The organism is Sanguibacter inulinus, assembly GCF_013415325.1.
GTDB lineage: Bacteria > Actinomycetota > Actinomycetes > Actinomycetales > Cellulomonadaceae > Sanguibacter > Sanguibacter inulinus.
Window position 1 is genome coordinate 17,280 of sequence record NZ_JACBYE010000027.1, and the last position, 16,292, is coordinate 33,571.

Annotated in this window: 9 protein-coding genes and 1 pseudogene; 4 read left to right on the forward strand and 6 right to left on the reverse strand. The window is 71.4% G+C overall.

The genetic code is table 11. From position 1 onward, the window contains the following. Window positions 1–71 precede the first annotated feature (71 nt). The 4 genes from HZZ10_RS11555 to HZZ10_RS11570 are packed head-to-tail and all read left to right on the forward strand — an operon-like array spanning window position 72 to window position 3,236. Window positions 72–281, forward strand: a complete 210-nt coding sequence (locus HZZ10_RS11555; RefSeq protein ID WP_056132991.1) for an MbtH family protein — start codon at window positions 72–74, stop codon at window positions 279–281. Continuing rightward, complete coding sequence (locus HZZ10_RS11560) at window positions 278–1,282, forward strand: ATP-binding cassette domain-containing protein (RefSeq protein ID WP_179913619.1); 1,005 nt, start codon at window positions 278–280, stop codon at window positions 1,280–1,282. Before HZZ10_RS11555 ends, HZZ10_RS11560 begins: the two co-directional genes overlap by 4 nt. After that, entirely contained in the window at window positions 1,279–2,232 is a 954-nt protein-coding gene (locus tag HZZ10_RS11565) for an ABC transporter permease (RefSeq protein ID WP_179913620.1), read from the forward strand. The genes HZZ10_RS11560 and HZZ10_RS11565 overlap by 4 nt, the downstream gene beginning before the upstream one ends. Next, window positions 2,229–3,236: a 4'-phosphopantetheinyl transferase family protein gene (locus tag HZZ10_RS11570; RefSeq protein ID WP_179913621.1), complete on the forward strand. Its 1,008-nt coding sequence runs from the start codon at window positions 2,229–2,231 to the stop codon at window positions 3,234–3,236. The genes HZZ10_RS11565 and HZZ10_RS11570 overlap by 4 nt, the downstream gene beginning before the upstream one ends. Before the next feature lie 152 nt (window positions 3,237–3,388). Here the strand turns inward: HZZ10_RS11570 and HZZ10_RS11575 are convergent, their stop codons facing one another. From HZZ10_RS11575 to HZZ10_RS11600, 6 genes and pseudogenes are all read right to left on the reverse strand, one after another. Then, a complete protein-coding gene (locus HZZ10_RS11575; RefSeq protein WP_179913622.1) occupies window positions 3,389–6,973 on the reverse strand; it encodes a family 43 glycosylhydrolase in 3,585 nt (1,194 codons plus the stop codon). A gap of 152 nt (window positions 6,974–7,125) precedes the next feature. Continuing rightward, a complete protein-coding gene (locus tag HZZ10_RS11580; RefSeq protein ID WP_179913623.1) occupies window positions 7,126–11,040 on the reverse strand; it encodes an immunoglobulin-like domain-containing protein in 3,915 nt (1,304 codons plus the stop codon). Between the two features lie 255 nt (window positions 11,041–11,295). Next, window positions 11,296–12,321 (reverse strand): ABC transporter permease, encoded by a 1,026-nt coding sequence (locus HZZ10_RS11585; RefSeq protein ID WP_179913624.1) that lies wholly within the window; start codon window positions 12,319–12,321, stop codon window positions 11,296–11,298. Next, window positions 12,318–13,370, reverse strand: coding sequence for an ABC transporter permease (locus HZZ10_RS11590; protein WP_179913625.1), 1,053 nt, complete (start codon window positions 13,368–13,370; stop codon window positions 12,318–12,320). The genes HZZ10_RS11585 and HZZ10_RS11590 overlap by 4 nt, the downstream gene beginning before the upstream one ends. After that, a pseudogene (locus HZZ10_RS11595) lies at window positions 13,367–14,896 on the reverse strand (sugar ABC transporter ATP-binding protein). The gene HZZ10_RS11590 and the pseudogene HZZ10_RS11595 overlap by 4 nt, the downstream one beginning before the upstream one ends. Before the next feature lie 199 nt (window positions 14,897–15,095). After that, the gene (locus HZZ10_RS11600; protein ID WP_056132968.1) at window positions 15,096–16,091 is read right to left on the reverse strand and encodes an ABC transporter substrate-binding protein; all 996 of its coding nucleotides are present in this window, start codon (window positions 16,089–16,091) and stop codon (window positions 15,096–15,098) included. Window positions 16,092–16,292: the final 201 nt, after the last annotated feature.

Genomic DNA, 16,292 nt, shown 5'->3' on the forward strand with positions numbered 1-16,292 from the left:
CCGGACCCATCCGCACGCCCGACGGCGGCGAACCACCCTCGACGACAGCCGACACGACGAGAGGAAAGTCGATGACGAACCCCTTCGACGACAACGACGCACGCTTCCGGGTCCTCGTGAACAGCGTCAACCAGCACTCCCTGTGGCCCGAGTTCGCCGACGTCCCCCAGGGGTGGGTGGCCGTCTTCGGCCCCGCCGTGAAGGACGAGGCGCTGGGCTACGTGACCGAGCACTGGCAGGACATCACCCCGGTGCTCGACCGGGAGCGCGTCGCCTCGTGATCTCCATCCACGGACTGACCAAGCGCTTCGGCGACTTCCAGGCGCTCGCCGGTGTGGAGCTCGACGTCCCCGAGGGGACCGTCCAGGGGCTCCTCGGGCCGAACGGAGCTGGCAAGACGACCACGGTGCGGGTCTTGACGACCCTCCTCGCACCCGACTCGGGTGACGTGCGGGTCGCCGGGCACTCCGTCCAGACCGACGGGCACCTCGTCCGGCGCAGCCTCGGGGTCTCCGGCCAGTACGCGGCCGTCGACGAGAAGCTCAGCGGGTTCGAGAACCTCACGATGGTCGGCGAGCTCTACGGCATGCGCCGCTCCGACGCGAAGGCCCGTGCCCGCGAGCTGCTCCGCGACTTCCGTCTCGACGGGGTCTCCGACTCCCAGCAGGCCGGGTCGTACTCTGGCGGCATGAAGCGACGGCTCGACCTCGCCGGCGCCATCGTCGCCAGGCCCCCGGTCGTCATCCTCGACGAGCCGACGACGGGTCTCGACCCCCGCGGGCGCCGCGACACCTGGGACGCGATCGAGTCCCTCGCGACTGCCGGCACCACGGTCTTGCTCACCACGCAGTACCTCGAAGAGGCCGACCAGCTGGCCGACTCGATCGCCGTGATCGACTCCGGCGCGATCATCGCCGAGGGCACCGCGACCGAGCTCAAGGCGCAGGCCGGCGGCGCGTGGATCGACATCGTGCTCGCCCCTGGCGCAGACCTGGGCGCGGCCCTGGCCGCAGCCCGCCGCACGGCCGACGACGCCCTCCTCGACGAGAGGTCGCGGCGCCTGACAGCGCGCGCGACAGGGGGTAGCGACGCGTTCCGCACCGTGCTCTCCGCGCTCGCGGACGCCCGGGTCGAGGTCGCCGAGGCCGCCCTGCGCCAGCCGACCCTCGACGAGGTCTTCCTGCGTCTGACGGGCAGCCCCGCAGAGTCCCTGGACGCTGACGAGACCGCCGAAGTTGACGAACCGGCCCACGCCCCGACCGGAGAAGTGGTGAGCGCATGAGCACCGCGACGACGTCCGAGAGCACCAGCAGCACCCACTCCTTCAGCAGCTCCGGTCGCTCCAGCGCCGCCGGTGCTGTCGCGACCCGCCAGACCGCCGGGGTGACCCCGGGTGGGCCGATCGAGATCCCGCCGCCGCGCGGGGGAGCCTTCGCCCCGCTGGTCTCTGCAGTCCGTGACGGCTGGGTCGTGGCCCGCCGCAACGTGGTCAACGTGCGCCGGACCCCCGGCGCGCTGGTCACCGGGGTCGCCCAGCCGATCATCTTCGTGCTGATCCTCGCCTTCGTCTTCGGCGGGGCGCTGGGCGGCGACGCCTACCGTGAGTTCCTCATCGGAGGCATCCTCGCGCAGACCCTGACCTTCAACTCCTCCTTCACGGCCGTGTACCTGGCCAAGGACCTGCAGTCCGGTCTCATCGACCGTTTCAGGGCCCTGCCGATGTCGCGGGTCGGTGTGATCCTCGGTCGCACCACCTCCGACCTCGTCACGAGCGGCATCTCGATCGTCGTGATCGTCGCGTGCGGGCTGGCCATCGGCTGGCGTGTGCACACAGGGGTCGGGCAGGTCCTCGTGACCTTCGTGCTGCTCGTGCTCTTCGCCTTCGCGACGTCGTGGATCGGTGCGGCCATCGCGCTGACGGCCCGCAGTGTCGAGGTCGCCCAGAGCCTCGGGCTCCTGTGGTTGTTCCCCGTGTGCTTCATCTCGGGTGCCTTCGTCTCGGCCGACACCCTCCCGGGCGTCCTGCGGACGATCGCGGAGTGGAACCCGGTGACCGCGGTGGCGACAGCGGTCCGGCAGGGCTTCGGCAACGCGCCGCCCGCAGGTTTTGAGGTCGCTGGCGGGTGGCCCGCCGAGCATGCGACGCTGTACGCGTTCGTGTGCTGCATCGCCATCATCGCCGTCTTCGCCCCTGTCGCGGTCGGCCAGTACCGGAGGATCAGCAAGCGATGATCACACTGCTCAGCGCGACGGTCGACGAGATCCTCGCTGTCTGCACCACCGTCGGAGGTCCCTCCGACGGTGGTGCGGTCGTCGACCCCGGGGCTCAGACAGCGGATGCCCATGGCGGGCCGGCCGTCCAGGGAGAGCTCGCGTCTGCCGGTCTGCGGACCGGTGACGTGCTCGCCGTCGGGACAGGTCCGGACCGCGGCCGTGCGCACGGTCTCGAGGCGGCGCTGGGTCTGGTCGACGACGTCGACAGGGCAGCGGTCGCCGCCAAGCAGCGGCCCTCCGACGCCCGCCGGACCCTGGCGGGCCGGGCGGCCCTGCGGCTGCTCGTCGCCGCGCGGGTCGGTGCCCCGGCCACCAGCGCCGCCGACATCGTCGTGGACCGCACCTGCCTCACCTGCGGCGAGCAGCACGGACGTCCACGTGTCGACGGTCTCTCGGTGAGCACGTCGAGCGCTGGAGACCGGGTGCTCGTCGCTGTCGCCGACGCGAAGGTCGAGGTGGGCGTCGACGTCGAGCTGGTGCCCGACGTGCTCTTCGAGGGCTTCGACGACTTCGCCCTGCACCCCGCCGAGCGTCGCTCCTTGCCCCAGGGCCCGGGGATGATCTTGGGCCGCATCGGCAGCTGGGTCGAGAAGGAGGCTGTGCTCAAGGCCGCGGGCATCGGTCTGACGACCCCGCTCGAAGACCTGCTCGTGTCTGCCGCCCCTGACGACAGGGTGGTGCCGTCCTCGGTCGAGATGATCGGGGCGTGGGAGTGGCGACCCGTCGTCCAGACGGCGTCACGCCAGCTGCTCGGGCTCTCGGTCACGGCGCTGCCGAGCCCCGAGGGCTACAGGTGCGCGATCGCCGCCCGCGAGCCGCGCCGCATCCGCTCGGTCCCGGTGGGGTCTCTCGCCGGTGAGCACCCGACGGCGCCGCCGTCGAGCACCCAGCGCGCCGCCGCGCTCGCGTCGTCGTCCCGCATGGCTGCGGCCGTGGCCGCCTTCCGCGGGCTGACATCCTGACCGTCGCCCGCTGCAAGGCTCGCCTCGGCGCCGAACCGCAACCACCCCCGCGAGCTGGGCAGGACCGAGGGCCCCTGACCGTCTGAGGCAGGGGCCCTCGGTCTGGTCTCATGGTCGGGACGCGCCTGACCTCAGTCTGACGACGCCCGACCTCAGTCCGACGACGGCCGTCGACCGGCCCGGCGCAGGCCGGTGACGGTCGCACCGAGACCCAGCGCTGCCATGCCCGCCAAGAGCACGACGAGCGAGGTCCCCGTGCTCGCGAGCCCGCCCGCAGACCGTCGGTCGGAACCCGACGACGCACCGGCACCCGGCTGCGGCCCGGGCGTCCCGGACCCGCCAGCCCCACCCGGGGCCTGGGTGGGTGTCGGGTCTCCGGGGACCGGGACGACAGGCCCAGGGTCGACGGGCCCAGAGTCGACGGGCCCAGGGTCGACGGGGTCCGGGTCGACCGGACCTGGGTCGACAGGCCCAGGCCCGTCGGTCTCGGAGACCACGACCCGTACCTCGACCCGCTCGAGCCCGGCGGGCAGCTGCTCCTCGGGTGTCATGGCGAGGACGGGCAGCCCGTCGACGTCCCAGTGGACTGTCGCCGCCCGGGTGTGACGACGCGGGTCGAAGAGCCCGGCGTCGGTCGACTCGCCGGGGTTGGAGCTGTCGCCCACGGTCCGGGAGTGGAAGACGATGACGGGGTTGCCGAGCTCGTCGACCGTGAACGAGTTGTGACCGGGGCCGACCTGCCCCGGGACGTCGTCGGTCGTGAGCAGGGGGTAGGGGTTCTTGGTCCAGGACGCCGGGTCCAGGGGGTCCGCGCCGACGGGCATCGTCAGCATCCCGACGCTGTACCTGTCGTCGACCGTGGCGGCCGAGTAGGCGAGGATGATCCGCCCGTCGTGCTCGATCACCGCGGGGCCCTCGTTGATCGACTGGCCGTCGTTCGACTCCCACGCGTAGGTCGGGGTCGACAGCAGGACCGACCGGGTGACGAGCCTGCTGGGGTCGGCAGGGTCGATCTGCGCGATGCGCAGGTCGGAGGCGCCGGGCTTCTCCGCCCAGACCAGGTAGTGCTTGCCACCGGTCTCGAGGTGGGTCATGTCGAGGGAGAAGTGCGTGAAGGCCTCGGTGTCCCCGGGGACGGCCTGCACCTGCCCGAGGCTGGTCCAGGACGCCGGGTCGAGGGTCGCCTCACCGGCGAAGGAGTCTCCGGTGAACTCGAGCATGACGGGTCTGATGTCCCAGACACCGCCACCTCGTGCGGCCGTGAAGAGCACGTACCAGCGGTCTCCGATCTTCTCGAGCTCGGGTGCCCAGACGTACCTGTTGAGCGTCGGGTCCTGCGCCTCGTGCCAGATCGTCACCTCGGGGGCGTCGGCGAGACCGGCGATGGTCTGCGCGCGGCGCAGCACCACCCTGTCGTAGCCCGTCGGGTCGTCGGGGCGGGTCATCGGGTAGGAGGCCGTGAAGTAGTACCAGCCGTCGTCGCCGAGAGTGACGTCGGGGTCGGCGCGACGCTCGACGAGAGGGTCGGCGTAGACGGTCGGTGTCACGGTCCCACGGACCGTATAGGTGCCCGGGGTGGTGGTATCGACTGCCGCGAGGTCGTCGGCGTCCCACAGCACGGGTGCCGCAGCGTCGTAGCCGCTGCTGTAGGTGATGCTCGCCGTGGCCGGGAGCTCGAGACCCGCGCCTGCGGCGGCGTCAGGAGCGGTGAGGCCTGACGCGTCCTCGGCACCGTCCGGCGCGATCTGGACCTGGACGTCGGCGAAGGGCTCGACGCCCGTGGCCACGACCCGCCCGAGCTTCGACGTGACCCTGTCGAGCTCGCTCGCCGTCACCGCGATGCTCGTGGTCTGCGCTGCTGCGGCCGGGAAGGCGGCGTCCTGCCCGGCGACAGCAGACGGCCCGGCGACGGCAGACGGCCCGGCGACGGCAGACGGCGCGGCGTCGGCGACGACCACGGGTGAGGTGAAGGTCGTGAGGTCCCTCGAGTGCGTCTCGTAGGTGACCCCGTCGGTCCCGACGACCGTCAGCCTGTAGGCGCCGATGCCGTTGTCGTGGACGACGTCCACGCTCGCCGGCACGACGGGCAGGGTCACGAGGCGTTCACCCGTGTACGTCACGAGGTCGGCCGAGTTGTAGACGAGCACCTGCGCCGACGCTGTCGCCTGGGTCGCGAGGAGGCCGAAGCCGCCGGCGGGTGTGCGGAACAGCGACGGTGCGCCGATGCGGGCGGAGCCGAGGGTCGGGTAGAGGATGCCGCGCCCTGAGAGCACAGGGGAGTAGGCGGCGTCTGCTGAGTCGGCATCCGGGGAGCCGAGGGTCGCCAGGTGCAGGACGTCGGTGCGGGTCGTCCCGCCGGTCACGGTGTACGCGCCGACCCGGCCGACGTCGGCGGCCAGGACGATCACCTCGTAGAGGCGGTCGGTGGTCAGCCCGTCGAGCGCGAAGGTCGCGGTCAGGGTGACCTGCTGCTCGGTGGCACCCCGGGTCACCGTCCCGTCGGGTGCGACCGCGGCGGCATCAGAGGAGGACCAGGTGACGTCCGTGCCGTCGACCTCGGTCCGCAGGACGACGTCGCCCGAGAGGTGCGTGGTCCCGAGGTCGAAGCGGTCCGCGACGAGCTCGAGGCTGCGGCTCGGTGAGTCGGCCGCGACGGTCACCGTGATGCTGCGCTCGACCGAGATCCCGGCTGCGGTGACCGTCGCGGTGAGGACGACCTCCACGTCGTCGTCGGCGGGCCTGTCGACGACGCCCTCGGCGGTGAGGTGCTGCGGGTCGGAGCTCTGCCACGTGACGGTCGACCCGCGGCTCCCGGTCGTCGGGAGGCGGAGGTCAGCGGTCACGGGGGAGGGCCCGAGGTCGATCTCCGCGGCGTCGGCCTCGAGCGCCGCGCGGACCGTCGCCTCGTCGTCGACGCCCTCGAGGTAGTCGCGGGCCACCTGGTCGGCCGTGGGGGCCGAGGTCGAGACCGTGAGGTCACGCACCTGGCCGCGCCAGTACGGGTCGGCGTAGGAGGACCTGCCGACGTAGCCGACGAGGTCCGTCCCGAGGTCGGCGACGGTCCGCGTGACCGGGACCGACCCGGCAGCAGCCCCGTCGAGGTAGGTGGTGATGCTGCCGGGCTGGATCACCGTCGTGACGAGCATCCAGCCGTCGCCCGTCGTCGGCCCGGGGACGCCCTGCCCGGCGTTCGTCGGCGAGAGGCCGACCTCCGTGCCCCACGGCGCCGTGGTCGACAGCGTCCCGGTGATGACGGACTTGAGCCGCCCGGCGGGGTTCTTCGCGTTGAGCAACCAGTACTGGTGCGGGGTGCTCTCACGGGTGCCGAAGAACATCGCGGCGTGGTTGCCCGCGGCGGTCTCGTTGCGCAACCACACGGAGACCGTGAGCGTGCTCTGCCCGTCGACCAACCCGGCCGGGAGCTCGACGTAGGCGGCGCCGCTCGAGCTCGCACCGCCGGGCAGTGCGAGGCCACCGTCGGCGGATGTTGCCCCTGCGCCGCGGAGCACGGCGTCGTTGCCGCTCCCCGAGACGTCGGCGACCACGTCACCGGCGACGGGCGCCGCCGCGAGGCTCTCGAAGTCGTAGTGGGCGAGGACGTCGTCGGCGTCGGCCGCACCTGCGAGCTGGCCCGCGACCGAGCGCGTCGTGGTCGCCGAGGCCACCGACGGTGCGAGAGCCAGGGCGGGGAGAGACAGGGCGAGAACTGTGAGTACGGCTGCGCTGCGTCTGAGCATGATCACTCCGTCGTGGTCGTGGTCGTGGTCGTGGTCGTGGTCGGGAGGGTGTGGGTGTGCGTGCGGTCGGGCTGTGGGAGCACGCAGGCAGGGGGTGCGGGCTGGACACGCCGCGGGCGGGGAGCGTGCTGCTCCCCACCCGCGGCGCGTGGTCAGGCTGCGCCGTCTCCCCGCGCCGAGCGTCGCCGCGCGAGCGCGACGGTCCCGGCGGTGAGCAGGACGAGTGCCAGCAGGCTCCAGACCAGCACCCCGTCGGACCCGCTGGCCGCGAGCCCGCCAGCCTCTGTCGTGGACGACCCACCGGTACCAGACGTCGGCGAGCCGGTCCCGTCTGTGCCGCCGGCCCCGCCCCCGGGCTGCCCCGGCGTCGCAGGACCTGTCGGCTGACCAGGCTCACCGGGCTGACCGGGTTCACCGGGCTGACCAGGCTGGCCGGGCTCTGTCGGCTCTGTGGGTTCAGTAGGCTCCGTCGGCTCACCCGGGACAGCCACGTCGACCGACACGCTGCTCCCGGCGATCTCCGCGGTCCCCGCGAAGGTCGCCGTCACAGTCGTCGTCTCCGCGGGCGCAGCCGGCTCTGCCGCCTCTGCCAGCTCTTCTGTCCGAGCAGCTGCCGCCCGAGCAGCTGCCGTCGGCAGCGTGACAGTCGCCGTCCACGCCCCGTCGTCGGTCTCGGTGATGGTCGCGGTCTGCTCCCAGCCCTCGCCCGTGAAGCTCACCTCTCCGCCCACCTCGAAGCCGTCGGCCGCGGTGACGGTCGCCGTGAGCGTCCCGTCCTCGCCCGCCGCGAGGGTCGTCGTCGACGCGGTGACGCTCGGCGTCGTCCCGGTGAGCGAGGCCCACTGGTTCTGCGTCACGGGCACCACGGTCCCGTGGCGCGAGGCCGGCAGGCTGCCGTCGACCCGGGTCCACACGGGGGAGTCGAGGTCGTCGGTCCCGAGCGGGAAATACCCGCTGCCGCCGTAGTTGTCGAGGTAGAGGTAGTAGTCGAAGGGGCTGGTGTCACCGGGGTTCGCCTTGAACACCGTCGGCCCCTCGACCGCACCGGAGAACCCAGAGGCCCGTGCGATGCACGACGCGACCGAGGTCCAGCCCTCTCCCGCCGCCACGCTCGCGGCTGTCGTGACGTCGGTCAGGCTGCTGCTCTTCTCCGCGATGATGTCTGTGCAGCCGGTCTGACCGCCCTCGTCCTTGGTGAAGCGGTAATAGCTCTCGCCGTCCTTGATGACCGTCGAGTCGATGCGAGCCGCCCCGGTGTCCTGCCAGATCTTCGGGTCGGAGAAGGTGATGAAGTCCTTGGTCGTGGAGTACATCATCCGGGCGTAGCACCCGGCCCCGCTGTCTGTCGTGATGCAGGTGGTGCGGCTGTCGTCGGTGAACAGGCGCGAGGCCCAGAACACCACGTACTCCCCGCGCTCGTCGTCGTAGTACGCCTCGGGCGCCCACGTCATGCCGGCGGTGTCGGGGGAGACCTTCACGTGCCGCTGCTCCGACCACGTCACGAGGTCGGTCGACTCCCAGATCTCCACGTACTGGCTGCCGTCGGTCTGCGCCCGGTTCCAGTCGCCGTCCCGCCCGATCGAGAGGTCTGTCGCGATGAGGTAGAAGGTGTCGCCCTCGACCGAGCGGATGATGTAGGGGTCACGCAGACCCTTCTCGCCGAAGGTCGAGGTGAGGACGGGCTCCCCGCCGTTGACCTCCTGCCAGGACAGCGCGTCGTTGCCCTGCGAGGCCGCGAGGTAGATGTTCTCCCCGGCGACGGTGTTCGCCGTGAAGTACGCGAAGGCGTAGGCCTCGTCGTCGACCGCGCGGGGCAGCGGGGCGACGGTCACGGGTACGTCGACCGTGACCTCGGTGGTCCCGGACGTCACCGTCGCGGTGAGCGTCGCCGACGCCGCGGCGTGCCCGTAGGCGGGCCGGACGGGGTCTGCGTAGGTGGTGCCCTCGCTCGTCACGAGGTCGAGGGCATCGCCCGACGCGGCCCAGGTGACAGTCGACCCGTGGAGCGGACCGACGCCCGGCAGCGTGACGACGGTCCGCAGCGCGTCAGCGCCGTGGACCGCGAGGGCCGCCGCGTCGGCCGCGGCCTTGTCGTCCTCCGACAGCTCGGCGAGGACCGTCACGGTCAGCTCGTGCGTGAACACCTGACCGCCACGCGTCAGCTCAGCTCTCAGCAGCACCTGCGCGTCCGCCTCACCCGGGGCGGGACGGTGCACAGTGCCGTCGGGGGCGACCACGTCCGGTGCGCTCGACGTCCACGTCACCAGCGGGGCGCCCGGCAGGACCACGTCAGCCGTCACGGCGTCGGCGTCGCCCACGTCGATCGCGCCGACCAGCTGGTCCCAGGCGTGCTGCGCGCCGACCCGGGCGAGGGCCGAGGCCTCGGAGTCGCTCACAGCGGTCCTGTACACCTTGAGGTCCCTGTACTCGGAGGGCACGTTGTAGAACGCCGTCGCGTCACGGTTGAGCCGCAGGACGGTCCCACCCAGCTGCTGCGCCGTCGTGGTCACCCCGGTGGCCCGGCCAGCCAGAGCACCGTTCTCGTAGAGGGACACCGTGTCGCTGCTCGCGTCCAGCACGACGACGACGTTGACCCACGTGCCGCGAACCTGCGCGTGGTCGCTCTCGGCGACAGCCACCTGGACCCCGTCGACAGTCACCACGACGGCGCTCGAGCCGGGCGTGTAGAACGGCCTGTACGAGATGTTCGTCCGGGTGGGCGACGACCCGTAGGTGAGCAGCGTGCTGCTCGACGCCCCTGTCGCGCTCGCGGACACCCGCACGTCGAAGGACATCGCGAGGGAGTCCCCGTCGAGGGTGAAGCCCGAGAAGGCGTTGTTGGCGACGTACCCGCCGGCCGTGGCCATGTCGAGGTGCGTCGGGGTCCACGTGACGCCTGTGGCCCCGCCGATGCTCACGGCCCGGGTGGTCGAGGAGTCCTGGAAGGCGCTCGTGAGCGGGAAGTGCGCGACGAGCGCGGAGGCCGGGGGCAGCGGCGTCTCGCCCTGCCCGAGGGCCGGGACCGTCACGGTGATGTCCCGCGTGACCACGGCGCCGCGCACGGTGACCGTCGCCGTGAGCACCGCCGAGGCGTCGGCCGAGCCCTCGGCGGGCCGCGTCACCGCGCCGCCGGCTGTGACCACCGAGGCGTCGCTCGTGGTCCAGGTGGCGCTCTGCGGGAGGACGAGGTCGGACGTGACAGCGGCGGTGTCGCCGAGGTCGATCGCCGCGGCGACGGCCTCGGCCGTCGACAGGGCGTCTTCGTCCGCGACGGCGCGCACCTCGGCGGCGTCGAGCGCGGCCGAGTACACGCGCAGCTCGGCGACCTCCCCGGCAAAGCTGTCGTCGCTGCCGTAGGCGGACCCGCCGAGCCGGTTCGTGGTGTGCGCGGCCAGGTCGGACGGGTCGAGGGTCACGCCGGTGTTCTGGGCGACCTGGGTTCCGTCGACGTAGAGGGTCATGGTCGACGTGCCGTCGCCGTCGTCGGCGAGCGTGGTCGTGACGTTCTGCCACACGCCGGCTGTGAGGTTGCGCCCGGTCCATGCCGCGTTCTGCTCGCCGGACCAGTTCGACGGGGTGATCGTGGAGCGCAGCGACCCGTTGGTCGAGGTGAACCACGACCCGGTGTCCGAGGTCCCGCCGAGGTTCCACAGGAAGGACGGTCGGCTCAGGGCCGACGCGTCAGGCTTGACCTCGACGCTGACGCTCGCCTCGGTGACCCCGGTGAGCAGACCGTCGGGCAGGCGCACGTAGGCCGCGTTGTTCGGCCCACCTGGCAGGTCGACGGCTGCGCCGGTCCAGGTGGCGGCGCCGACGACCAGACCGTCGCGACCGTTCCCGGAGGAGTCCGCGGCCACGGTGCCAGAGGTCTCGGTGAGCCCGTAGTGCAGGAGGAGGTCGTCGGGTGCGACAGCCGTGGCTGCGGGCAGGGCACCGGGCAGCGCCGCGAGCGGGACCGCGGCGGGCGCTCTGTCAGGAACTGCGGCGCCAGCGGCACCGGCTCCCACCAGGGACGTGGAGAGCAGGGCGAGCGCGGCCAGCGCGCCGCCCAGGGGTCGGGGAATCATCGTCGATCACCGTTTCGTCAGGGATGGTCCCCGGCCCCAGGGCGCGCACGACCTGGGACCGGGGGCGGCGGGCCCGTGCGACGGTGCACGGGCCCGTCAGGGGGACGGGTGCTGCTGGTGCTCAGGGGGCGCTGTCGAGCGGGTCGGGCGGGTGGTGCTGTCGAGCGTGGCGGGTGGTGGGTCGTGCAGGTCGAGCAGGCAGTGCAGACAGTGCAGGCAGGGCGAGCACGGCTGTGGTGCAGCCGGGTGCCCGCCTCAGGTCCGTCTGCGGGCGTGGGTCACGGCGCGCTGGAGGATCACGAAGGCGAGCAGCACGACGCCGGTGATGATGGTCGTCGCCTCCGCGGGGATGCTGCCGTCGCGGGTGATGAGCACGTTCATCAGGCCGAGCACCAGCGCGCCGACCACGGACCCGAGCACGTACCCGGCGCCGCCGGTGAGCAGCGTCCCGCCGATCACCGTCGCGGCGATCGCGTCGAGCTCCCAGCCTGTCCCGGTGATGTTCTGCGCGATGCCGAGCTTCGAGGTGTAGACGACCGCGGCGAGCCCCGCGCAGGTGCCGCTCACCACGTAGATCCACACCTTGGTGCGGGCCACCGGGAGACCCATGAGCGTTGCGGACTGCTCGGAGCCGCCGATCGCGTAGACGGTCCGTCCGAAGCGGGTCCTGTGCAGCAGCACGAAGCCAGCGGCGGCGACCAGCAGAGCGATGACCACGTTGGGTGTGATGACGAGGTCGTTGAGCTTGGGTCCGTCGATGAGCTTCACCTCGTCGGAGAGCGTCCGGAAGCCGGAGTCGTCGGCGAGACGCTCGGGAGCGGTGCTGAGGATCGACGCGAGACCGCGGGCGAGGAACATCATCGCGAGCGTCGCGATGAAGGGCTGCACGTTGAAGTACTGCACGAGCACCCCGGACATCAGCCCGAAGACGGCGCCGATCGCGACCATCGCGACCATCGCGAGGACCGACGGCACTCCCGCGTTGACGAGCATCACCCCGGAGACCGAGGCGAAGGCCACGACGGCCCCGACGGACAGGTCGATGCCCCCGGCGAGGATCACGAAGGTGAGCCCGACGGCCAGGATGATGAGGTAGGAGTTCGAGATGAACAGGTTGGACAGCGTGTTGAGCTGGAAGATCTTGCCGTAGGCGAGCTCGCCGTACACGAGCATGATCGCGAGGATCACCACGGCGGCGACCGTGGGCAACGCCGCGAGGTTGAGGCGTGGACGCAGCCGCGGGCTGCGGGTGGGGCGCTCGACGTCGAGGGTGGTGCTCATGCGACGACCTCCTCGAGGGTCTGCGTGGGGTTCTGGGCCGGCGGCGCGGGCGGTCTGGGTCGTCGGTGGGTGAACAGCGCCCGGACCCGCTCGGACTGCAGCAGGCAGATGATCACGATGACCACAGCCTTGAAGGCGGGGGTCGCCGCGGACGGGATCGACAAGAAGGTGATCGTCTTGTCGAGGGTGACGATGAGCAGCGCGCCGATCACCGAGCCGCCGAGGGAGAACTTCCCACCGGCCAGCGACGTCCCGCCGATGACGACGGCGAGGATCGCGTCGAGCTCCATGTTCATGCCCGTCTTCGCGACCTCGACGGTCATGACGTTGGCCGTCGTGAACACCCCGGCCATCCCGGCGAGCAGCCCGGAGACCGCGTAGACGGTGAAGAGGATGTTCCGCGGCCGGATCCCCGCCATGCGGGAGGCCTTCGGGTTGATGCCGACAGACTCGATCATCAGACCGAGGGCCGTGCGGCGGACCACGAGGGCGAGCGCCGCGACCACGACCAGCGCGATGAGGAAGGCGACCGGGAAGCCGAGCACGTAGCCGTTGGAGATCCACCGGAAGGGGGCGCTCGTGGCCGTGGTGTTCTGCCCGGCGGTGATGACCTTCGCGATCCCGCGCCCGGCGAGCATCATGATGAGCGTCGTGATGAAGGGCTGCAGGCCCAGGACCGAGACGAAGAACCCGTTGACCATGCCGAGCACGAGGCTCAGCCCGAGCGCCAGCCCGAGGGCCGACAGGACCGAGGTCAGGGACCCGGGGTCGGAGACGTTGGCGAGGAACTCCATCGAGACGGCGCCCGCCACGCACATCACGGCGCCCACGGACAGGTCGATGCCGCCTGTCGCGATGACGAGCGTCATGCCTGTGGCGATCATCAGGACGGGCGCGCTGGCCCGCAGGATGTCGATGAGCGACCCGTAGAGGTTGCCGTCGTTGATGGTGATCTGCACGAAGCTCGGGTCTTTGACGACGTTGACCCCGACGAGCAGGACGAGGGCGACGACGCCCCAGAAGTACTGGCTGCGCAGTGCTGACCTCATGCTGCGTCACCTTCCCTGGCGATGATGCCGACGATGGTGTCGGCGGTGACTGTCGGTCCGTTGACGATCGTCTCGACCTCGCGTCTGTCGCGGAGCACCACGATCGTGTCGCTGAGCCGCACGACCTCGTCGAGCTCGGAGGAGATGAACACGACGCCCATGCCCTCGGCGGCCAGGGCGACCACGGCTTCCTGGATCTCGGCCTTGGCGCCGACGTCGATGCCGCGGGTGGGTTCGTCGAGGATCAGCAGCCTGGGTGCTGTGGCGAGCCAGCGGGCGAGGAGCACCTTCTGCTGGTTGCCGCCGGACAGGTTCTTGATGGGGCGCTCGGCGTCGGCCGGGCGGATGTTGAGCTCGGCGATGTACCGCGCGCACAGCTCGTCCTGCTCCTAGCGTGGGATCGGTCGCATCCAGCCGCGCTTGGCCTGGACGGCCAGGACGAGGTTCTCGCGGACCGAGAGGTCTGCGACGATCCCCTCGTCGCGGCGGTTCTCGGTCGAGAAGGCGACCCGCTCGGCGATCGCCGCCACCGGAGACCCGAACGACGTCCGCCGCCCGTCGACGCGGATCTCGCCCGTGTCCGGGCGGTCGGCGCCGTAGAGCAGACGTGCGAGCTCGGTGCGCCCGGAGCCGAGCAGGCCGGCGAAGCCGACGACCTCACCGGCGTGCACCTCGACGTCGGAGGGATGGATCGAGCCCTTGCGTCCGATGCCCCGTGCCTCCAGGACGGGGACGGCACCGGGGTCGGTGACCCGCGCCGCCCGCTCGGAGCCGAGCGACGTCAGCGTCGCGACGTCTTTGCCGATCATCGCCGAGACGAGGTCGCCGCGGGACAGGTCCCGGGTGAGGTGCTCGCTCACGAGGCGTCCGTTGCGCAGGACGGTCAGCCTGTCGGTGATCTCGTAGACCTGGTCGAGGAAGTGCGAGACGAAGAGGATCGCGACCCCGGAGTCGCGCAGCCTGCGCATCACCGTGAAGAGGTTCGCGACCTCGTGGGCGTCCAGGCTCGACGTGGGCTCGTCGAGGATGAGCACCTTGCAGTCGACGACCATCGCCCGGGAGATCGCGACGAGCTGCTGGAGGGCGATCGACAGCGACGAGAGCGGTGCGTGGGTGTCGAGGTCGTCGAGGCCGAGACGGGCGAGCGCCGCCCGCGCCTGGGCGTGGGTGCGGCGCCAGCTGACCCCGAGGGGCCCGCGGGCCTCGTGGCCGAGCATGACGTTCTCGCCGATCGACAGGTTGGTGCAGAGGTTGACCTCTTGGTACACGGTCGCGATGCCGGCGTCCTGCGCGTCGGCCGTGCCGCGCAGGTCGCGCTGCTGGCCGTCGACGACGATCGTGCCGGCGTCGACGGTGTAGACGCCGGTGAGCGCCTTGATGAGTGTCGACTTGCCGGCGCCGTTCTCACCCATGAGGGCGTGGACCTCGCCCGGGTAGAGACGCAGGGCGACGTCGTCGAGGGCCTTGACGCCGGGGAACTGGATGGAGATCCCCGTCATCTCGACCACGGGTACCGGTGGTTTCATGTCTTCGCCTCGTCGTTCGTGCTCGTCGTTCGTGGCTCGGGTGCGGGTGCGTGCGCAGCGGTGCCGCAGTGCCGCGCTGTGCAGCGGTGCCGCTGTGCCGCGCTGTGCAGCGGTGCCGCAGTGCAGCTGTGCAGCTGTGCAGCAGTGCCGCACCGGCACCACGACCCGAGGGCCTGGTGCCGGTGCGGCGTGCCTGCGGTCAGTACGCGCGGGTCGGGAGCGCCTCTTCGGCGGCCTCGGGGGAGTCGAAGGTCACCGAGTCGATGACGTACTCGGACTCGACAGACTCACCGGCGAGCAGCGAGTTGACGACCTCGACGGCCGTCTCGCCGAAGAGCGGGTTGTACTCGGCGACGAAGCTCAGCTGGCCGTCGACGAGGCCCTGGAGCGCGGCCTTGGTGCCGTCGATCGTGATGATCTTGACGTCTTCGCCCGGGGTGAGGCCGGCGGCCTCGACGGCCTGCGCGGCCCCCAGGCCCATCTCGTCGTTCTGCGCGAAGACGAGCTGGACGTCGTTGTTGTGCGACTTGAGCATGGTCTCGAAGACGCTCTTGGCCTGGTCGGTCGACCAGTTCGCGTCCTGGCTCTCGAGCTTGGTGAAGCCCGTGGCGTCGGCCATGGTGTCGTCCCAGCCCTTGTTGCGCTCGTTGACGACCGAGAGACCCGCGGGGCCCTCGAGGACGACGTAGCTGGCGCCCTCGGGGAAGGTCTCCTGGGCCCACTCGGCGGCCGAGACGCTGATCGAGTAGTTGTCCGGGCCGATGTGCGCCGCGTAGAGGTCGGTGTTGTCGGGCTCGATGCCGCGGTCGAGCAGCACCACGGGGATCTCGGCCTCCTGGGCCTTGCCCAGCACGTCCTCCCAGCCTGTCGCCTCGGTCGCGGACAGCAGGATCACGTCGACCTCTTCGTCGATGAACGACGTGAAGGCGGTGATCTGGGAGTTCTGCGACCCGTCGGAGGCCGGGGAGTACTTGAGGTCGAAGCCGTTCTCGGCGCTGAACGCCTCTTTGATGTTGTTCTCGTTCGCCGTGCGCCAGCCGCCCTCGGGGCCGACGGCCACGAACCCGACGGTGACGACGTCGTCGCCCCCGCCGGAACCTCCTGCGGAGGAGTCGTCGTCGGACCCGCAGGCGGCGAGACCCAGGGTGAGGCCGGAGATGGCGAGGACTGCGAAGCCTGTGCGGAAGCTCTTCATGAGGGTGCGTCTCCTTCGACGGTCCAGACGGCGCGCTGCGGTGCGCGTTCCCGTCCGGGCTCTGCATGGGGGACCGAGCGTCGGTGCTCGGTCCCGGTGGGGCTGGTGAGGCTGTGCTGCTGCTGGTCGAGGCGCTGAGCGGATGACTCGTGGGTGCCCTGCGTGGTCGTGCCCTGTGGGGCGTGCGCCTCGTGAGGTCGG

What these genes read in the sequence shown, in the direction of transcription:
- HZZ10_RS11555 (WP_056132991.1), top strand. Translation starts at nt 72, where the DNA reads ATGACGAACCCCTTCGACGACAACGACGCACGCTTCCGGGTCCTCGTG.
- HZZ10_RS11565 (WP_179913620.1), top strand. Translation starts at nt 1,279, where the DNA reads ATGAGCACCGCGACGACGTCCGAGAGCACCAGCAGCACCCACTCCTTC.
- HZZ10_RS11570 (WP_179913621.1), top strand. Translation starts at nt 2,229, where the DNA reads ATGATCACACTGCTCAGCGCGACGGTCGACGAGATCCTCGCTGTCTGC.
- HZZ10_RS11575 (WP_179913622.1), bottom strand. Translation starts at nt 6,973, where the DNA reads ATGCTCAGACGCAGCGCAGCCGTACTCACAGTTCTCGCCCTGTCTCTC.
- HZZ10_RS11580 (WP_179913623.1), bottom strand. Translation starts at nt 11,040, where the DNA reads ATGATTCCCCGACCCCTGGGCGGCGCGCTGGCCGCGCTCGCCCTGCTC.
- HZZ10_RS11585 (WP_179913624.1), bottom strand. Translation starts at nt 12,321, where the DNA reads ATGAGCACCACCCTCGACGTCGAGCGCCCCACCCGCAGCCCGCGGCTG.
- HZZ10_RS11590 (WP_179913625.1), bottom strand. Translation starts at nt 13,370, where the DNA reads ATGAGGTCAGCACTGCGCAGCCAGTACTTCTGGGGCGTCGTCGCCCTC.
- HZZ10_RS11600 (WP_056132968.1), bottom strand. Translation starts at nt 16,091, where the DNA reads ATGAAGAGCTTCCGCACAGGCTTCGCAGTCCTCGCCATCTCCGGCCTC.